Origin of the sequence: Thermococcus henrietii, assembly GCF_900198835.1 — an archaeon.
Taxonomy (GTDB): Archaea; Methanobacteriota_B; Thermococci; order Thermococcales; family Thermococcaceae; genus Thermococcus; species Thermococcus henrietii.
Genome location: NZ_LT900021.1, coordinates 1180495 through 1198113, shown reverse-complemented (window position 1 = coordinate 1198113; position 17619 = coordinate 1180495). Strand labels below are relative to the sequence as shown.

Below are 17619 nucleotides of genomic sequence, written 5' to 3'. Positions count from 1 at the left end.
CCAGAAAAAGGAAAAGGGGTCACTCCCCCTTCTCGTTCTCCCTCAGGAACTCCTCGTAAACCTCCCAGAGGGAAACGAGCGTCGCCGGAATGCCGTGCTCGGTGGCAAAGGTCATGTACGGGGCCAAATCGACGACGTAGTCAGCGAACCGGAACAGACCGCGCGGGATTCCCTCACGCGAGCCGATGAAGACAACCACCTCCCTCGCGTGGTGCATGTCCCTGGCGAGCTTATCTTTGACCTCTGCCAGGGTCGGCCCCTTCGGGTCTGTGATTATGAGCAGTCTCTTGTTCCTCCTCTTGTCGCGAATCACCTGGTAGAGGTCCCAGAGCGAGACGGGAATCTTCTCCACCTTCCAGGGATAAGCCTCGCGCTGTATCTTGTAGCGGCTCTCCTGGCCGGCCTTGACGCCCCTCAGGAACTCCATCAGCTCAAAGGCGTCCATCTTCTCCTTGGGCGCTATTATGAGCTCCTTAACTTCGAAGGCCTGCGCCGCACGACCTATCTTCTCGCCGAACTTCCTGCAGGCTTTATAATCGCCCCAGTAGGGCATCTGGACTATCGTTAGCTTCCTGAAGAGCTTCCTCGCGTCAATCTTGTCGGGAGTGTACTTCCTGTACTCCTCACCCGGAAGGACGGAGATGTAAGCTCTGTCACCTATTATCTCGACCTGAACGACCTTGTCGGGCCAGCTGAGGTTCACGTCGGCGTTGGTGAGCTCCTTGATTTTGGCCCCGAGAACCCGGTTCACGTCTATGCTTGAGAAGTCGTGCTTCCCGCGCCTCTTGGTTTTGACGGCATAAGTTTCATTCTCGCCGATGAGGTGTGCAATCTTCTCGGCGCTCTCGGCTATCCTATCGAGGTCGGCCTCGGTCTCGACCAGAACCGGGATTACCCTCTCGACCTCGGGAATCTCAAGGAGCTTTTCAAGGGCATTTTCATCAGCCTCGACCAGAACCAATCCCGTGTAGCCCATCGGCGCAATCCAGACCTCTGCCTCTGGAATTGCCTCTCTGATGTAGTTGCCGGCAACGGCCTCCATGTCGCGCTGGGTCTTGACGAGGAACTTCATTCTCTCACCCCCTCTGGAGTTGGAAGGGCTTTTAAAAAGGTTCTCGATTTCAAAGCTCCCTGAAAACCCTCTCAAGAACCGGGTCTGGGATTCTATACCCTCCCCCCGCCTTCTTGACGTAGCCGGACTTGACGAGGTTCTCTAGGAGCGCCGAGAAGTTGGAGTCATTTATGTAGCCGAGCTTCATCGTCACGTAGTCCTTGATGTCCCTCCAGCGGGAATAGCCGAGCGCTACCGCCTTCAGAATCACACGATAGCGCGGGCTGTACGAGAACAGCCTTAAGAGTTCCCTGCCGACTACCGCCTTAGCTTCCTTCAGAACCTCCGCGATGGCATCGTCATGGCCAAGGTTGCGGGTTGTTCTGATGTAGCCGTAGAGGGCAAGCCAGCCGGGTATGCCGTCGAGTTCCCCCACGGCCATTCTGAGCTCGTCGTCTCCCACGGGGACACCTGCTTCCTCAAAGCCCTTTCTGAGGAATTCCTCACTCAGCTCGGGCGAGAACCTCTTGAGCTCGATGTCGTGGTGGTACCTGCCGAAGAGAGGTGCCTCAGGGTCGTGAAACTTCAGAAAGTCGAAGAGCAGACCGACCTCTGAACCGGTAAGTACGAAGGTCAGGTTCTCAAGGTTGTCCACGGCATAGGCGATTATGCCGTCGTACCTCGTTGCACCGCCGAACCTGAGGTACTGAGCCTCGTCGAAGGCTATAATCACCCGGCCTTTTTTCTCCCCGTACTCGTTGAGAGCCTCGAGCAGTTCCGTGAGAGAGAAACCTTTGGGAGAAACCTCAATCCTTAAGCCCGAAACGGCTATACCGCGAATTCTTGAGAGAAAATCCTTGAGCTCCTCCAAAAGCCGACGTCTACCTTCCAAAGACGAGACAATCGCCCTTCCTATTGCGTACCTGCTCACAGAGGAATATTCGGAGTACGTCTTCCTCACATCAACCTTCACGGACGGGTAAGGAAGCTCGTTGAGCGCGACGTTGAGGAGCGAGCTCTTACCGAGCCTCCTGATGCCCAACAGCAGTATAAGCCTTTCCCCGCGCTCCACGACGTCTTTAATCTCCTTTAGTTCTTCATCTCTGTCAAAGAGCTCCTCCCGTTTGGTCTTGGGGTAGGGTGAGAACAGCACAACTCGCACCCCCGCAAGTTACTTGTAGGGGTGCAAGTTAATAAGCCTTTTGGAATGTGTGGGTAATCTGCCAAAGCGGAACCAGAAAAGAGATTTTTCAGGAGGCCATCAGGCCTCCGGCTCGGCGAGGACCTTAATCTTTCTGACCTCGGCGCGCTTAATCGGGTATATCTTCCTCGCTTCCTTGGCAATCTCCTGGGCAATCTGGCCGTTGACGGACTGGAGAACGAAGTCGGCGAAGTTGAGCTCCTCGGCCTTCTTGTAGATGATGTCCTGCATTATCTTCCTTATGGCCCTCTCCTGGCTGGTCTGAATGCGCCTGTAGGCTATGACCATGCCCATAACGCGGAGCTTGTAGCCGTCCTTGGTGGTGATGTTGAAGATTCCGTCAACGCGAGTGGTTCTCCTCCTGACGAGACTCCTTATGTAGCTCCTCGCGAGGGTGTGCCCCTTGAACTTGGTGTAAGCGTTCTGGCCCTTGACGTCGTAAACCTGGAAGTAGAGCTTGACGTGGCTCTTGGTGAAGTCGCCGGTGAGGTCCCTAAGGGTCGTCTCGATAACCCTTCCAACGACCTTCTCCGGCTCGTCGGCCGGGGTGAGGCCAATCTCCTTGCTTCCGAAGAACTCCGGAGCGTAAATCACGAACCAGTCTTTCATCTTCCACTTATCCTTGGTAGCGGCTGCCCTACGCCTTGGGTTACCCCTTGCCATCTTAACACCTCCAATTCACACCTTTTCGGTCATTTCCTCGGCGACCTTGACCGAAAACACCAAATCATCGAGCGCTTTGATGAGGGTCTCAATCTCACCCGAGTATTTAACCTTTGTTATGACGTCTCCATCAACCCATCGGGTTCGCACATTTAAACTTTTCTTTAGCTCCGCCGGCATAGCCTCGTTGTCGACCTCTATCGCCTCCGCTATTGCCCGGGCCTTGAGTTCATCGCCGTAGTGCCACCGTATCTCAACGTTCGCCTCAATCCTCATTTCTCTTCACCTGCTTCGCCAGTGCCTCGTTGAAGTACCTGATGAACTCGTCTATCCTGCCCTTGGGGAACCTTATGCCCGCGGCAATAGCGTGGCCACCGCCCTCCCCACCGAGCTTCTCGGCGACCTCCTTCAGGGCCTCTCCGAGGTGGTAACCCTTCTTGAGCGCTTTCTCGGTTGTCCTTGCTGAGGCCTTAACGAGGTTCTCGTCCTCTTCGCTGTCCGCTATCACAACTACGGGCTTCTCTGGGTTGGCCAGACCGGCGTTGATGGCCATGTTAGCCACTATGCCTACGAGCGTGTCCCTTATGTTCTTGCCGGCGTAGAAGACGTAGGCGTGCTCGCCTTCCTCGGCCATGCTCCAGTTCTGAATCAGGAACTTCCTCGCCTCTATCTGCTCCCTCTTGTAGTCCTCGAGCATCTTCCTGGCCTTCTTGTAGGCGTCTTCATCGCCGAGGCATATCGCCACTCCGAGTGTTCCCGCGTTCAAGCGACCGGTCGCGTTGAGGAGCGTCGCGAACTCCCTCGCCTCGTGCCTGACGTCACCCTCGGGATAGAGCGGGCTTATCACCACGTCGCCGATGAGCCTGTCGATGGCCTCTTTCGGTGCGGAGTGCTTTATCATGTGGATGAGAAGGGCCTCGTGGAGCTTTCGTTTTTCTTCCTCGCGGAGCTGCCAGTAGTGGACTTCCGGGTCGAAGCCCCGCGCGCGGAGCCACTCTATGGCCTTTCTCTCGTCGCCGGTAATCTCTGGTATTTCGGGATTGGTCGCGTAGGCGAGCATCTGGTAGAGCGGTCTGCTCTCCCTGCCGAAGAGCCTCAACTCCTTCCTGACCTCAAGGATTCCGAGCTTCTTGCCGTCCTCAAGGATTTCAAGGTTGAGGCCGTGGAATTGACCGTCTATCTCCTGCATGTCGCCGACCGCGCCAACGGTCGCTATGTAGGCCAAATCCCTGTTCTTCTCGTTCATCTCCCTGGCAAGAAAGTAGGCGACGCCGGAACCGCTCAAATCGCGGACGCTGTTGGCCCCGAAGGGAACCGGGTTAATGAGAACCTTGGACTCGCTCGAAAAGTCGCCCTCCGGCGGGTGATGGTCGGCAACGACAACCGTCCCGTCGAGCTTCTTCTCAATCAGCTCGATTGAACCGCTTCCGAGGTCGCTGAAGACGTATATCTCCCTGTTCTCCCGCGCGAGCTCGTCGATGAGCTCTTCACTGACCTGCTTGACGATGCTGAGCTGAAAACTTCCGCCTTCCCTTGCCACCGCTTTAGCCAGAATAGCGCCGGCGGTAATCCCGTCCGCGTCGCGGTGCGAGATTAGCCTTATGGTGTGACCTAACTCGATGTGCATCTTAATAAGCTCGGCTCCCTCGCGAACCCTCTCCAGAAAGGCTTCCCTGTCCACGGGGCATCACCAAGGAAGAAGAAGGGGAGGGTCAGCGGACGAGGAGCTTTGCCTGCTCCGGGTCGTAGCGCCACTTCTCTGGGAGCTTTCCAGTTCTCCTGTAGTACTTAACGAGCCTCCTAATCTTGCTCTCGATGAGCTGAAGGCCGCGCCTTGAGTGCTTGTCCTTCGGGTGCTGTTCGAGGTGCTTCCTGAGGTTGACCGCGCGCCTGATGAGGAACATCAAGTCCTCGGGAATCTCGGGCGCAAGGCCGTTCTCCTCGAGAATCTTGGTTATCTTCTTGCCAGTGACGAGCTTGACGCTTGGGATGCCGTACTGGTCGCGGAGAATCGTTCCTATCATGGCGGTGCTGTAGCCCTCTTTCCTGAGCTTAACGACGAGAGCCTCGACCTCCTCGGCGGTGTACTCCACCCAGGTCGGCGGAGCGGTCCTTGGAGGCCTCTTTGAGCCTGATTTACCTCTCTTTCTCGCGTGTATTCTTGCCATACAACCACCTCCCGGTGACGGCCAGCTCCCGCCAGCCGCCCCTTCGCGTTGGGAATTGATGAGGGATTTAAAAAGGTTTGCCCCGCTTGACTTCAGGTTCTTGGGAATTCACAGCCCGCAGAGAGAAATCATCCAGCGTATTTTCCCCATATCTTGTGTTTTGGAGAATCAGACAACAAACAAAACATTGCCGACCTAATGAATTCACACAAGAAATCTGGTAGCGGGGGGAGGATTTGAACCTCCGACCTCCGGGTTATGAGCCCGGCGGGCACTCCTAGCTGCCCCACCCCGCTGCTCAACCCGTTAGTTAGTCATCAGGAGAGACTTTATAAATTTTTCGGAGCGGGCTTTATATTCTTCAAGGCCGTTCTTAGGTCGGTGGTGTCATGTACCTGACGAAGGAAGAGGAGCTGGTTTTGGCCGGTGAGTACGGCTACGCGCTCCAGAAGGCGATGGAAATCCTCGTTGCGCTCGGCGACATCTACGGGGCGGAACGGTTGATTCCCATAAAGAGCGCCCAGATAGCAGGGGTTTCCTACAAAAACCTCGGCGAGGCCGGCATTGAGTTCCTGAGGGACTTCGTGGAGGCAGGAGCGAAGGTCAGCGTCTACACGACCCTCAACCCGGCGGGAATAGGCGACGACGAGTTCATGGAGAAGCAGAGGGAAGTTTTGGAGCTCTACCGTGCCATGGGGATAGAGGTGACCTCGACCTGCACCCCCTACTACGGGGCGAACCTTCCGAAGTTCGGCGACCACTTAGCTTGGAGCGAGAGCTCGGCGGTTTCCTTTGCAAACTCGATAATAGGTGCCAGAACCAACCGCGAGGGTGGGCCGTCAAGCCTGGCATCAGCCATAGTCGGCAAAACGCCGGAGTACGGACTCCACCTCGACGAGAACAGGAAGGCGACCGTGAAGGTGAAGGTAGAAGCCAAGGTTAGGACCTTTGTTGACTACTCCGCCCTCGGCTACCACCTTGGAAAGGCCCTCGGAAACGACGTGCCCTACATAACCGGCCTGAAACCGGAGAGCCTCGACTATCTCAAGGAACTCGGCGCTTCTATGGCCGCTACCGGTTCGATAGCGCTCTACCACGTCGAAGGCGAAACGCCCGAATACAGGAACGCTATTTCCGACGGGATAGAGACGGTAACGGTTGAGGAAGCTGACCTGAAGGCCGTCAGGGAGAGCTTCTCCGACGATTGGAGCGAGATAGACATGATTCTCATCGGCTGTCCGCACGCTTCCCTGGTGGAAATCAAGGAGATAGCCGAACTTCTGAGAATGCGCGGAAGGCCCCTAAAGATACCGCTATTCATAACCGCGAGCAGGGCCGTTAAGGCTTTAGCGGATTCGCTTGGCTACACCGAAACGATAGAGCGCTACAACGGGCGGATTATAGCGGACTCGTGCTTCGTCGTGTCTCCGATTAAGGGCTGGTACAACGGCATCGCCACCAACAGCGGGAAGAGCGCCTTCTACTTCCGCTCATTCGGCTTTAGCGTAAGGCTCGACGACGCCGAGAGGCTCATAAAGGAGGCACCGTGAGGTGGTAGAATGAAGCTGAAGGGAAGGAAGGTCGTTGGCGGGAAGGTCGAGGGCGAGCTGATAGTGTCAAAGAAACCGCTCTCTTTCCTCGGCGGGGTTGACCCCGAGACTGGAATCGTCACCGACGCGGAGAGCGACATAAGGGGCCAGAGCATAGCGGGCAAAATCCTCGCCTTCCCGCGCGGAAAGGGCTCCACCGTTGGCTCCTACGTGCTCTACGCTCTCAAGAAGAACGGGAAGGCGCCGAAGGCGATAATCGTCGGCGAGGCCGAGACGATAGTGGCAACGGGCGCGATAATAGCCGGTATTCCAATGGTTCAGGGGATAGACATTTCAAAGCTGAGGAGCGGAATGAAAGTTAAGGTTGACGCCGACTCTGGTGAGGTTGAGGTCGAGGAAGGTTGAGCCGTTTCCATTTTTTCTCGACTTCGCAAACCTTTTGAGGTCTGATTACAACATCCCGATGGTGGTATTGTGAGCGAGAGCGTTCAGGTAATCATCAACCGAATCGAGAAAATCGAGAGGGAACTTGAAGAGCTGAAGCTGGAGCTTCTAAAGCTTCAGGCGGAAAAAGATGATGCTGATGTGATTCCAGAGGAGGAGTACCAAGCGCTCAAAAGACGTGCTGAACACCTAAAAGAGAACCCCGATGAAGGCCTCACCGTAGACGAGGCAATTAAGGAGCTTCTAAGTTAGGTGAGAACTTTGTACAGGGTTATTGTGGACAGGAGCGTTGTTAAAAGGCCAGAAAATACCTAAAACCCGCTCAACGTCGGAAGCTGGCCGAGTTCCTTGAGGCGTTGAAAACCAACCCCTACCCGAAACCACCCTACGACCTGAAGCCCGTGAAGGGTAGCAAAACAAAAGAGACGAACACCTATCGCTTTAGAATTGGAGATTACAGAGTTTTCTACACGGTTTACTGGGACGAACGGCTCATCATCGTGACGGAAATAAAACCGAGGGAAGGGGCATACCAGTGAGGAGGACACCAGTAAAGGACTAACTTTTTAACCCTCCCCCCAATTTTAATCCAGGAGGTAAAAGATGCCGAGGGGAATCTACGAGTGCCTTAACTGTGGCCACCGCGAGGAGAGGGATTCCACCGAGCCCCTTCTTGAGCGCTCGTGCCCCCGTTGCGGGGGGGACATGATTCTAGTGGGCTACACGAGGGAGGATGCCGAAAGACCACATAGTCCATCACTGGAACCGGCTTCCCCCCACGAGGTGCAAGTTGTCGAGACGCCGGGCCTTCCGCCGGAGGTCGAGGCCAAACTCAGGACGTTTTACAACCTCCGCTTTGCAGGCTTCGACGGGAGGGTCTTCATTTTTGAGGTTGAGGACATCCTTGAGCCGAACTTCGAGAAAGTTCTGAGCGAGATGGAGAAGCTCGGCTACTGGTGCGCTCTGAAGAAGCGCGATGGTAAAATTCTCCTCTTCGTGTTCCCAGCGGGGGAAGTTAAGCCGGACAATAAGTGGCTACCCTGGGTTTTCCTGCTCGCGACTATAGCGACGACGTTCTTCGCTGGTTACATGCTTGCCCTCAACTACATCTCAGCCCTCGATTATTATGGACTTCCGGGGATGAGGGACCCCTATCTCATAGCACTCTCATTCTCGGTTAGCGTCATGGCAATTCTCGGCACCCATGAACTCGGCCACAAGATAGCCGCTGCCTACCACGGCGTCCGCGCAACGATGCCCTACTTCATTCCATTCCCATTCAGCTTTATAGGAACCCTCGGCGCGGTGATAAGAGTCAAGTCTCCCCTTCCCACGAGAGACGCGGCGATAGACCTTGGCGTTAGCGGACCGATAGCAGGCTTCTTGGTGGCTATTCCCGTCACTGCCATAGGATTAAAGCTGTCCATTGTAGTCCCCCAGAGCATGGTCCCTCACACAAGCGGAGGTGTTTACTTCGGCACGAACCTGCTCTTTGAACTTTTGACAAAGGCCGTACTTCACATTCCAGACAATTACGTGATATTTCTCCACCCGATTGCAATGGCCGGCTGGGTCGGACTGCTCGTCACGTTCCTCAACCTGATTCCCGTTGCCCAGCTCGACGGGGGTCATGTTCTGAGGGCGTTCATCAGCGAGAGGACGCACAGAATAGTGACATACGTCACTGCCTTTGTTCTCATCGGAATGAGCTACCTGTGGAGTGGCTGGTTCATCTGGGGGTTGCTGGTTCTGCTTATAGGGGCCGCCGGTAATCCCGGAGCACTCGATGAGGTATCCCCGATATCAAAGAAGAGGATAGCCCTCGCGATACTGGCGGCCCTCATATTCATCCTCACCGCAACACCGAGGCCGATATGGACTACTTAGATTTGCCCGCCTCTTTAAGTATCTGCTCGATGTCGTAGTAGATGCTGTCCCTTGAAACACCGAAGACCCTTGCGAGCTCGGAGATGTTGAGAACCCGGGGATTGTAGTTGAAGGCCTCAAGGACCATCGCTATCAGCTTTCGCCTCTCCTTGAGGGTGTACTCCGCGGTGGGTTTCTTCTGTTCAAAGACGTTGTAAACGACTACCCCAACGGCGTACGTTCTCCTTGTCACCGGTGTGGTATACGTCTTAACTTCAAAATCAACTATTTTGGCCCTGTCAGGGATTATCGTGTTGAGCTTTTCGAGTGTTTTGTTGATGGCATCTTCTTTGTTTTTGCCGGAGGAGAACTCGGCACGCACAACTTTGTACGCTGTTAGGGACTTATCAACGGCTAGAACAACCCCAAGGTTCATGAAGGCTCCAAAGCTCAGCAATATCTTTGCAGAATTTACAAAACCCGGGAGGGTACATAGGATATTTTCTGATTTTTTGTTGATTTCTTCAATGCAATCCTCAATGCTTGATGATTCACAGTGAAAGCTTAGTAGCATGAGCCAACACCTCTTGGAGGTCTTACAATATTGGGCATGTTTCTCCTCAGTATTGGGTAGAAAGATATATAAGCCTTTTTAGTCGAGTTTAGGTTGAAGTAACTCTCTGGAGGTGATTTGCCATGATGAGAAAGGCCCAGGGTGCAATTGAGTACCTGTTCATGATTGCCGCGGCGCTAGTGATAATCCTGATAGTTGTTAGGCAGCTCAGGGGCAAGGGAAGCAGCGCCAGCACTACTGCAAACACAGCAGAATCCTCGATAGGAAGTGAGCTTAACAGCATGATGAGCAGCAGCTGATAATAGTATTTCGCTATTTTATCCTCTCCTTTTATCTATGTACAACAAAAAAGACATCTCGAATATCCGGCATCATGGTGGTACTATGAGAACGGCTCAAGCTTCAATTGAGTATATCTTCATGACTGCGCTTGCGTTGGTGGTAATTTTGGTAGTTATCAAGACATTCATAGATCCCCGTACTGGGACACTCAAAAGAACAGGATCTAAAATTAACACGACAGTAAACGACACTGTCTCAACGTTAAACTCCATGATATCCACACCCTAATTTTATCCCAATTTGCCCATCTCCAGTAATTATAGAATTGTTGAGTATTGTTAGTTGCTTGCCCACAACAGTTAAGCATCTTCCATCGTGAAGATATATAACTGTATGTTTTCCTAGAGATACAGCTACTCCATTAAAACTAAGATTAAAATAACAATATGGCACCATAAACAGAACAGTATTGTTTTTAAACAATATTCTCCCTGTGACCTTAGCAGTCTTATCCTGCGCTTTGAGTATATAACTGCTAGGATTTACATTAAACACCGAAATATTTTGAAAGAGTTCATTATCTCCATATCGTAGGCTTACATTTAAAAATGATGTCCCATTGATGTACAAGCTCAAACCATCATTGTACAAGGCCAGATTTATAGAAGAAGTAGCTTGTTTAGAATAGTGTAAACTGAATAACTCAATACGCTCTCCATCTTTCCAGGATTCACCAAAAAGGAGGGTACCATGAGAGAGTGCGTACTTAAAAAGGGGCCAATAGACATTGAAGAGAGCACTTGAATGTTGCATAATTGAAAACATCCAGGTACTAAAAATGACATATGTTGGATGATATTCATTAGTTAGATTTACAAGATTTTTATGGTTTAAATAGCCAAGACCAAAAGTATCAACCATATAAGGAACAACACTGAGATTCAGGTAATATGCATTCATGGGGTTTATTGAAAGATACGTTCCGGTAGTAAGGTTGTGAGACACGATAAAATCATTGAGATTATTCCGTAGTTCCTTGGTGTGAGGACCCATTGAGAGAGCTAAATTCCCTTTAGGGTAATTTATAATTATCCCAGTATCCACCAATAACAAGGTAATAAAAATAACAGATAAAATTTTAAAAAATTCATGCTTAGATGAAACATCAATTGGATACAGCAATGCAAGATAAAGTACTAAAAACATTGAATATGCATATCTAACATTTGGAATGATTGGCATCAATATGAAATAAAACACAAAATTCAAAAATAGGAGAATGTTCAACTCAGAAGAAGCCTCATTAAGGTTGTTCTTAAGTTTTTCCAGAATTATGATAGAAAGAAGAAGAAAGAAGGGAACAAGGTACACAAGCGTTTCAGGATAATTGGATTGTAGGGTAGAAAGAACATTGTGCATCATAACAAATATGCCAATAAAGGGATAAGAACGAGTTGTTTGTTGAAAATATGTCTGTGTAATATATGTATGAGAAACTAAAAATCCCAGAGGAACCTCAATAAGTGCCTTGGTTAATAAGATTATAATAAAGGAAACAATGCCGATTTTTAGAATTTTGGGAATCTTTATTAGAACATCACGAAGAGCATTCAAGTACCTAATATTGAAAGTATAAATAGTCAAACCAAGCCAGAAGAATAAGAACGCAATTGAAGTATAGATATGGCCTATTTTAGTAATATTATGAATTCCAGGAGCAATGCCTAATATTCTAATTAGGGGGGAGGGATCAAGGAGAACAAGTATCACTATAACAATAATCCACAATAGATAGGATATGAGTGCAATTAGGACTTGCTTAAACGTAATAATATGTTTAGTCAATTTTTCAAGAATCTCGATAAGTCGGGGGGAGGTACTAAAAATAACAAAAGTGTACAATGAGATAAGATAAGGGAAAATCGTAAATTTTGTTGCACTACCTATCGCGGCTATCGCAAGAGAAGCATATGCAAATTTCAGATGTTTAGTATGTAAGTACTCCACAAGGGCCCAGATAGATAAAAGTGTAAAGAACTCTATCATTGTATCATGCAATACTAATGTATTTATATGAATCGTAGTCGGATCTAACGATACAACAAGTGAAAATAACACACCTAATTTATAATCCCTAAGTTTGGATCCAATGATATATGCAATAATAACCGATCCCAAACCGAGAACTAATGAAAACAATCTACCAGAAATATAAGTATCTCCAAATACTCTCAACCAAAGAGCCAGGCTATAATAATACAACGGAGGGTGGACAGCAAAAATATCCCTATATGGCAAATATCCATGGTTTATCAATCGTGCAATCATTAAATATGTTCCCTCATCATAATCAACATATTCATTTTGAACACTGAGCAGAGGCAGTCTAAGTAATAGGTATACCACTACAATACCCAGAATTAAGAGTAGTGAGAAGGTTTTACTGCCCTTGGAGTCCATGGCAAATCCCCTCTCTAGGGGCATTAGGCTTTGGGAGATATATATAATATTTTCCTATAGAACCATTTAACTGGTAGTAAAGTAAGATACATTGAACCATTTGTTTTGTATACCTAGAATTGGGGTTTAATGCAGTATTATTGTTCAACCGCTCTAATGTTATTATCTCGGAAAACTTTTGAGATGCAATATCATTTAGGAACACACTTTGGTTCCAAACTCCCGCATAATAAAGGCGGGTTAATAAAAATATGTCAACAACAGGACCCTTATGCGTTTTAAATGCAAGATATGGATCCTCAGAGAATATAGTCCCATTGATCGTCTCTAGTTTATGGTATAGGGGAGCATAATTTATGCTAATTTGTGTAGAATAAAACTCAGATATAGAGTTATCAGTTAATGCAAAGTTTACTAACATGCCAAACAACAGGATACTAAGTAAGAGCCGTGTTTGAGAGCTGGATGAGAAAGAGAAAAGTAATCCTATCATAACTAAGCTTAACACGAGAGGCTCTATAAAGTAATTGATTGAGCTTCCAGGCTTACTATATGACACAAGTGCCCACACAATAGAAACTATAAAATACCCAGTTAAAAGCGTGTATTCTTTATTGATCCCTTGTTTCTGTAGTATTAATAGTGTAGCATAAACACTTAGTGCAATTAATATCCAGTAGTATAATACGATCTGAACCCCCCTATAAAAGATATCAAAATTCAAATGTTGATACATGTTAGCTAAGATTACATTGTCAAAGTAATTTGGAAGAGATAAAGACAAGACAATCTGGGGGAAGACTACAAGAAAAACAAGTTCAATAACCCGAGCATATTTTTTAGAAATGAGTAAATATACAAAAATAACAAAAGGCAATGAGATAAAAGATTGTTTTGTCAAGATAGCAAGACTTATGGTTATAAAAGATAGGAAATGTTTTTCCTCAAAAAACAGCAGAAGGGAGATTAATGTAAACATGAGACCAAGCATATCGACCCTATTGAGCAGTGACCACATAAATATGGGAGGTAATGAGAATAGGGAGAGTGCTATTACTCCAGAGATTAATTTGTCAACTTTAAGTTTCCTGAGAAGTAGATACACCAACATACTACTTACTAAGGTCGAAGTAAATGATAACCCGCGTCCAGCAGTAATAGGAGAAAAACCAAATTTAATAAGCATAGAGGAAAACCATTGGAATAGGGGAGGATAGGGAACAACCAGGACTAATTTTGAAGTATGAATATATGATACATAAAAATTGTGACCTTGGGAAGCCAGCCAACTTTCATATGCAATTGGACCTTCACCGAAATCTATTGCAACACCTCCATGAGAAACAACTCGATAGCCTGTAACTATGTACATCACGAAAGTAACTAGTGATATGATAAAAGTATATTTCATAATAATTCTCCAGGGGCATTTATTTTGTGAATCAAACATTGAGAAAGTTACCATGATTTCACAACCCCCTCAATAAGGAATAAAGGGCGAAACATTAGAGTAGTGTATGATTCACATGGAGTCCAACATCCCTTACAAGAATTTCTGAGTTCCAATATTTCATTTTTTTGTGAACTAACTAACCGATTTAGGTCGTAGTCATAATCCTTAATGTTACCAAGCGGTTGAGATTTATATATACACATTTGGACTTCCCCATAAGGATTAACCCATACGCTCTTCTCCCCAGCAAAGCACGGATGACGTTTTCTTTTAGTGTAATACTCAGAAGATAATGCCAAGAATACACGGCAGAATAGAGTTGACGGATTTAGGGAGATACGAGGAAAACATGATACTATCCGTTGTGCTTCTTTGAGAATTTTTAGGGTAGGTTTTGAGCCACGACTATCATCATGATGATAATAGGCCGCAGTCTCATATAGGGATATCACAAAATCTGCTGCAGAGGCCGGAAATTTAGTCTTATTGAAATAACGAAGCAAGGCCTCAAATTGACCTAGATTCCAAGGAGTAATTGTATATTCAAAATTGACATGTACGTTTTTAAATTCATCAGTTAACTGTTTTAATTGTAAAAATGTAGAAATAGAATTTTCAAAAGCGCCAGGAATTCCACGTAGTTTATCATGAACCTCCGGAGGACCATCTAAGCTTACGGAGACATAAAAAAGCCTCTTTGGCATAGTTTCTGCGGCAATTTTTATTATATCAGTTATCTTATTTGGCAAGGACCCATTTGTATTTAATGAAACTAATTTTATGCTATCTGGGAGTGCAATTAGAAACTTGTCCAAACCTTTTTTTAATGTTGGCTCTCCTCCAGTAATAGAAATCCATCTAAGACTAGTAGTTTGTTCAGAAATTTTAAGAAACTCTTTAAAGGATAATTCCCTCCTCAAAAGTTCTGGATTCTCAAGATATTTACGCCATATATTACAATGATTACACCTATAATTACAAATATTGGTAACTGAAAAGTTCGCTTTAACAATTCCCTTGGTATGATATAACTGAAACCATGTTTTCGCAATCATTAAAGACACCCAGTTAGCTATGAGCGCTCTAAACTTATGCTTTAGTAGAGACTTGAATTGAATATTTAAAGATTACTCCAAAAATAGACACACGAAAAGTTTTAATGAAGACAACATAATAGAGATAACGGTGAGCAAACATGCCCTTCCTATCCTTCGGTTCCAAAAAGAAGAAAGTTAGAGAGATGCTTGAATCGGGACAGTTTGAGCTACTCGTTCAGGAGGCCATTAAGGACAAGAAAATTATGAGTGCAATAGTGGAACTCCTCGACGATGAGAATCCAGGAATCGTTGGAGATGCGCTCTTAGCCCTGACCCAGGTATTGGAGACTGACAGGGATATTCTCTCAAAGTACCTCGATGAGAACAACTTCAAGAAGCTCATGAACTTAATCCACCATAGGAATCCCTACATCAGAGAAAACGCCATGGTGCTCGCCTACGACATAATCAAAACCTATCCTGAACTGGCCAGAAAGTACCGCTCCTGGGTAGTTGAAGAGATAAAACGGGGCCTCCGAGAGGGCAAAAGGGATGAGAAGGGCTTTCTGCTGGTCGTCATAGGAGAACTCGGGCTCAGCGAGCTCAAACCCCTTGTGGAAGAATTCACCAGCGTGGAAGACAAGGTTGTCCTCCCGTTTGAAGGCAAGAAGTGGGTCCCCCTCGGGGAGATAGCCAAGGAGACCCTCGAAAAGCTCTGAGGTGGGTCCATGCCAAACATCCTCCTCTTTCTGGTTCTCCTTTTCCTTCTCGCGCTCGTTGGGTGGGCAATCTTAGCCCTCACCATAGCGATTCTCAAGTGGCTCGCGGTGAACGCGATTACCGGCCTCATCATAATCGGCGTCCTGAACTTCCTTGGGGTCACGCACGTCCCAATAAACTGGCTGACACTGCTAATCCTGGCCATTGGAGGAGTCATCGGCGCGTTTATACTCATAATCCTATCCCTCTTCTAGGCTAACTTTTATAAGTGGCCTCTTTTAACCGGGAACGGGAAGAGAAAGGGGTGATGCTCATGTCTCACAAGTCAGCGGAAATGTACGAGCTCAAGAAGAAGGTTGAGGAGCTGAAGAACTATCGAGGTCGAGCGACCGAACTCGTCAGCCTCTACATCCCGGCCGGCTACGACATCAACAAGGTCATGCAGCAGCTTCGCGAGGAGTACGGAACGGCCCAGAACATCAAGAGCAAGTCCACTCGAAAGAACGTTTTAGGAGCGCTTGAAAGGGCGATGCAACACCTCAAGCTCTACCGCAAGACTCCGGAGAACGGCCTTGCCCTGTTCGTCGGTAACGTCAGCGAGCAGGAGGGAGTCAGCGACATAAGGCTCTGGGCCATAGTCCCGCCGGAACCGCTCAAGGTCCGCCTCTACCGCTGTGACCAGACCTTCGTTACCGAACCGCTTGAGGAGATGCTCCGCGTTAAAGATGCGTACGGCCTCATAACCGTCGAGAAGAACGAGGCCACCATCGGACTCCTCAGGGGCAAGAGGATTGAGGTTATAGATGAGCTCACCTCGAACGTCCCTGGAAAGACGAGGGCCGGTGGTCAGTCGGCGAGGCGTTACGAGAGGATTCGCGAGCAAGAAACGCACGAGTTCATGAAGCGCATCGGCGAGCACGCCAATCAGGCATTCCTCCCGCTCCTCGAGAAAGGCGAGCTGAGGGGAATCATCATCGGCGGTCCCGGACCGACCAAGGAGGAGTTCGTTGAGGGCGACTACCTCCACCACGAGCTCAAGAAGAAGATTATTGGCGTCGTGGACATAAGCTACCACGGCGAGTACGGCCTAAGGGAGCTCGTCGAGAAGGCCAGCGACATACTCAGGGACCACGAGGCGGTCAAGGAAAGGAAGCTTATCCAGGACTTCTTCAGGCACCTCGTCAAGGATACGGGAATGATAACCTACGGTGAGAAGGAAGTCCGCCAGGCCCTTGAGCTCGGCGCCGTTGACACGCTCCTCATCAGCGAGGGCTACGACAAGGTTAGGGTTAAGGCCAAGTGCAACAACTGTGGATGGAGCGAGGAGAAGACGATGAGCGAGCAGGAGTTCCACGTCTACAAGAAGAAGCTGACCCACTGCCCGAAGTGTGGCAGTCAGAACATAACCTTCGAGAAGTGGGACGTCGCGGAGGAGCTCATAAAGATGGCGGAGGAAGCCGGCTCGAACGTGGAGATAATCTCCCTCGACACCGAGGAGGGCCAGCAGTTCTACAAGGCCTTTGGTGGACTCGGAGTGTTCCTGAGGTACAAGATTCACTGAGCTACTTGTAGGCGTCCTCCCTTTTCTTAACCTTGTGGATTAGAATCCTACGAGCCTTCCAGTTCACAGAATAGATAATGCGGTATTCGCCGATTCTAACACGATAAATATCAAGGTCTCCGGAGCCTTTAAGTTTGACTATGTCAAATCTATCCTTGGGAACCGCCTCATATCTAAGTGCATCTTTTAACTCCAGAAATTTTCTGAGGTTGGCCTTTGGTAAGAACTTTAGAGCCTTAACTGCCTCCTTCTTTATTTTGACTTCGAAAGTCATGAGTCCTCCTCCAGAATCCGCTCAAGCTCGTCCGCGTCAATCCAGTCTTCTTCCTTGAAATCTCTTGCCTCCCTCTCTATCTCCTCAAGTTCTTCCTTGGAGAGTTCGCCCCTCACAATGGGAACCAGCATAGCCTCAAGACGCTGGATTTCCACCTTCAGACGCTCAAGCTCCTCCATAACGTAACGCACGTTAGCATCGCTTACCCGCTCCATGTTCCCACCGCTTTAAATTCTCGGCATGATATTTTAATTTTCCCTTCGATTCGCTCAACCAAATGATACACCGAAATTATTATAATTTGCATGCATCGTT

At 48.5% G+C, this 17619-nt stretch carries 21 protein-coding genes and 1 tRNA gene; 9 read left to right on the top strand and 13 right to left on the bottom strand.

Annotation, left to right across the window (positions count from 1 at the left end; genetic code table 11):
- Window positions 1-19: 19 nt before the first annotated feature.
- From CS910_RS06695 to CS910_RS06665, 7 genes are all read right to left on the bottom strand, one after another.
- The gene (locus CS910_RS06695; RefSeq protein WP_099210515.1) at window positions 20-1072 is read right to left on the bottom strand and encodes an SPOUT family RNA methylase; all 1053 of its coding nucleotides are present in this window, start codon (window positions 1070-1072) and stop codon (window positions 20-22) included.
- A gap of 49 nt (window positions 1073-1121) precedes the next feature.
- Window positions 1122-2213 carry an AAA family ATPase gene (locus CS910_RS06690; protein WP_317450600.1) on the bottom strand — a complete coding sequence of 364 codons (1092 nt, stop codon included), beginning with the start codon at window positions 2211-2213 and terminating at the stop codon, window positions 1122-1124.
- 99 nt (window positions 2214-2312) lie between these two features.
- Window positions 2313-2915: a 30S ribosomal protein S3ae gene (locus CS910_RS06685; RefSeq protein ID WP_099210511.1), complete on the bottom strand. Its 603-nt coding sequence runs from the start codon at window positions 2913-2915 to the stop codon at window positions 2313-2315.
- A 15-nt stretch (window positions 2916-2930) separates the two neighbouring features.
- Complete coding sequence (locus tag CS910_RS06680) at window positions 2931-3191, bottom strand: KEOPS complex subunit Pcc1 (RefSeq protein ID WP_099210509.1); 261 nt, start codon at window positions 3189-3191, stop codon at window positions 2931-2933.
- Window positions 3181-4596 carry a DHHA1 domain-containing protein gene (locus CS910_RS06675; protein WP_099210507.1) on the bottom strand — a complete coding sequence of 472 codons (1416 nt, stop codon included), beginning with the start codon at window positions 4594-4596 and terminating at the stop codon, window positions 3181-3183. The genes CS910_RS06680 and CS910_RS06675 overlap by 11 nt, the downstream gene beginning before the upstream one ends.
- A 31-nt stretch (window positions 4597-4627) precedes the next feature.
- The gene (locus CS910_RS06670) at window positions 4628-5083 is read right to left on the bottom strand and encodes a 30S ribosomal protein S15 (RefSeq protein ID WP_099210505.1); all 456 of its coding nucleotides are present in this window, start codon (window positions 5081-5083) and stop codon (window positions 4628-4630) included.
- A gap of 218 nt (window positions 5084-5301) precedes the next feature.
- Window positions 5302-5379: transfer RNA gene (locus CS910_RS06665), tRNA-Met, on the bottom strand.
- Window positions 5380-5472: 93 nt separating this feature from the next.
- On the opposite strand from CS910_RS06665, the gene CS910_RS06660 reads away from it, so the two are divergent.
- The 5 genes from CS910_RS06660 to CS910_RS06640 all read left to right on the top strand — a co-directional run bounded on the left by CS910_RS06660 (window position 5473) and on the right by CS910_RS06640 (window position 8964).
- Window positions 5473-6633, top strand: a complete 1161-nt coding sequence (locus CS910_RS06660; protein WP_099210503.1) for an aconitase X catalytic domain-containing protein — start codon at window positions 5473-5475, stop codon at window positions 6631-6633.
- 9 nt (window positions 6634-6642) lie between these two features.
- Window positions 6643-7038: a DUF126 domain-containing protein gene (locus tag CS910_RS06655; protein WP_099210501.1), complete on the top strand. Its 396-nt coding sequence runs from the start codon at window positions 6643-6645 to the stop codon at window positions 7036-7038.
- 69 nt (window positions 7039-7107) lie between these two features.
- Window positions 7108-7329 (top strand): hypothetical protein, encoded by a 222-nt coding sequence (locus CS910_RS06650; protein WP_099210499.1) that lies wholly within the window; start codon window positions 7108-7110, stop codon window positions 7327-7329.
- Window positions 7330-7433: 104 nt separating this feature from the next.
- A complete protein-coding gene (locus CS910_RS06645) occupies window positions 7434-7616 on the top strand; it encodes a type II toxin-antitoxin system RelE family toxin (protein ID WP_197704279.1) in 183 nt (60 codons plus the stop codon).
- A 64-nt stretch (window positions 7617-7680) separates the two neighbouring features.
- Window positions 7681-8964, top strand: a complete 1284-nt coding sequence (locus CS910_RS06640) for a site-2 protease family protein (RefSeq protein WP_099210495.1) — start codon at window positions 7681-7683, stop codon at window positions 8962-8964.
- On the opposite strand, the gene CS910_RS06635 is transcribed toward CS910_RS06640, so the two are convergent.
- On the bottom strand, window positions 8957-9379 hold the full coding sequence (locus tag CS910_RS06635; RefSeq protein ID WP_099212453.1) for a hypothetical protein: 423 nt from the start codon (window positions 9377-9379) through the stop codon (window positions 8957-8959). The genes CS910_RS06640 and CS910_RS06635 overlap by 8 nt on opposite strands.
- A gap of 260 nt (window positions 9380-9639) precedes the next feature.
- Between CS910_RS06635 and CS910_RS06630 the strand changes: the two genes are divergently transcribed.
- Window positions 9640-9816 carry a class III signal peptide-containing protein gene (locus CS910_RS06630; RefSeq protein WP_099210493.1) on the top strand — a complete coding sequence of 59 codons (177 nt, stop codon included), beginning with the start codon at window positions 9640-9642 and terminating at the stop codon, window positions 9814-9816.
- A gap of 244 nt (window positions 9817-10060) precedes the next feature.
- Here CS910_RS06630 and CS910_RS06620 read toward each other — a convergent pair whose 3' ends face one another.
- From CS910_RS06620 to CS910_RS06610, 3 genes are all read right to left on the bottom strand, one after another.
- Window positions 10061-12259, bottom strand: coding sequence for an ArnT family glycosyltransferase (locus CS910_RS06620; RefSeq protein WP_158523817.1), 2199 nt, complete (start codon window positions 12257-12259; stop codon window positions 10061-10063).
- Window positions 12240-13631: an ArnT family glycosyltransferase gene (locus CS910_RS06615; RefSeq protein WP_158523816.1), complete on the bottom strand. Its 1392-nt coding sequence runs from the start codon at window positions 13629-13631 to the stop codon at window positions 12240-12242. The genes CS910_RS06620 and CS910_RS06615 overlap by 20 nt, the downstream gene beginning before the upstream one ends.
- A gap of 86 nt (window positions 13632-13717) precedes the next feature.
- Complete coding sequence (locus CS910_RS06610; protein ID WP_099210485.1) at window positions 13718-14767, bottom strand: radical SAM protein; 1050 nt, start codon at window positions 14765-14767, stop codon at window positions 13718-13720.
- A 140-nt stretch (window positions 14768-14907) separates the two neighbouring features.
- On the opposite strand from CS910_RS06610, the gene CS910_RS06605 reads away from it, so the two are divergent.
- Genes CS910_RS06605 through prf1 form a run of 3 tightly spaced genes read left to right on the top strand, consistent with a single transcriptional unit; the run spans window position 14908 to window position 17030 of the window.
- On the top strand, window positions 14908-15468 hold the full coding sequence (locus CS910_RS06605) for a hypothetical protein (RefSeq protein WP_099210483.1): 561 nt from the start codon (window positions 14908-14910) through the stop codon (window positions 15466-15468).
- A 9-nt stretch (window positions 15469-15477) separates the two neighbouring features.
- The gene (locus CS910_RS06600; RefSeq protein ID WP_099210481.1) at window positions 15478-15723 is read left to right on the top strand and encodes a pro-sigmaK processing inhibitor BofA family protein; all 246 of its coding nucleotides are present in this window, start codon (window positions 15478-15480) and stop codon (window positions 15721-15723) included.
- Between the two features lie 59 nt (window positions 15724-15782).
- Window positions 15783-17030 (top strand): peptide chain release factor aRF-1, encoded by a 1248-nt coding sequence (gene prf1, locus CS910_RS06595; protein WP_099210479.1) that lies wholly within the window; start codon window positions 15783-15785, stop codon window positions 17028-17030.
- Between the two features lies 1 nt (window position 17031).
- Here the strand turns inward: prf1 and CS910_RS06590 are convergent, their stop codons facing one another.
- Both CS910_RS06590 and CS910_RS06585 read right to left on the bottom strand, forming a co-directional pair.
- Window positions 17032-17304: a type II toxin-antitoxin system RelE family toxin gene (locus CS910_RS06590; RefSeq protein WP_099210477.1), complete on the bottom strand. Its 273-nt coding sequence runs from the start codon at window positions 17302-17304 to the stop codon at window positions 17032-17034.
- The gene (locus CS910_RS06585; RefSeq protein WP_099210475.1) at window positions 17301-17519 is read right to left on the bottom strand and encodes a DUF5646 family protein; all 219 of its coding nucleotides are present in this window, start codon (window positions 17517-17519) and stop codon (window positions 17301-17303) included. The genes CS910_RS06590 and CS910_RS06585 overlap by 4 nt, the downstream gene beginning before the upstream one ends.
- Window positions 17520-17619: the final 100 nt, after the last annotated feature.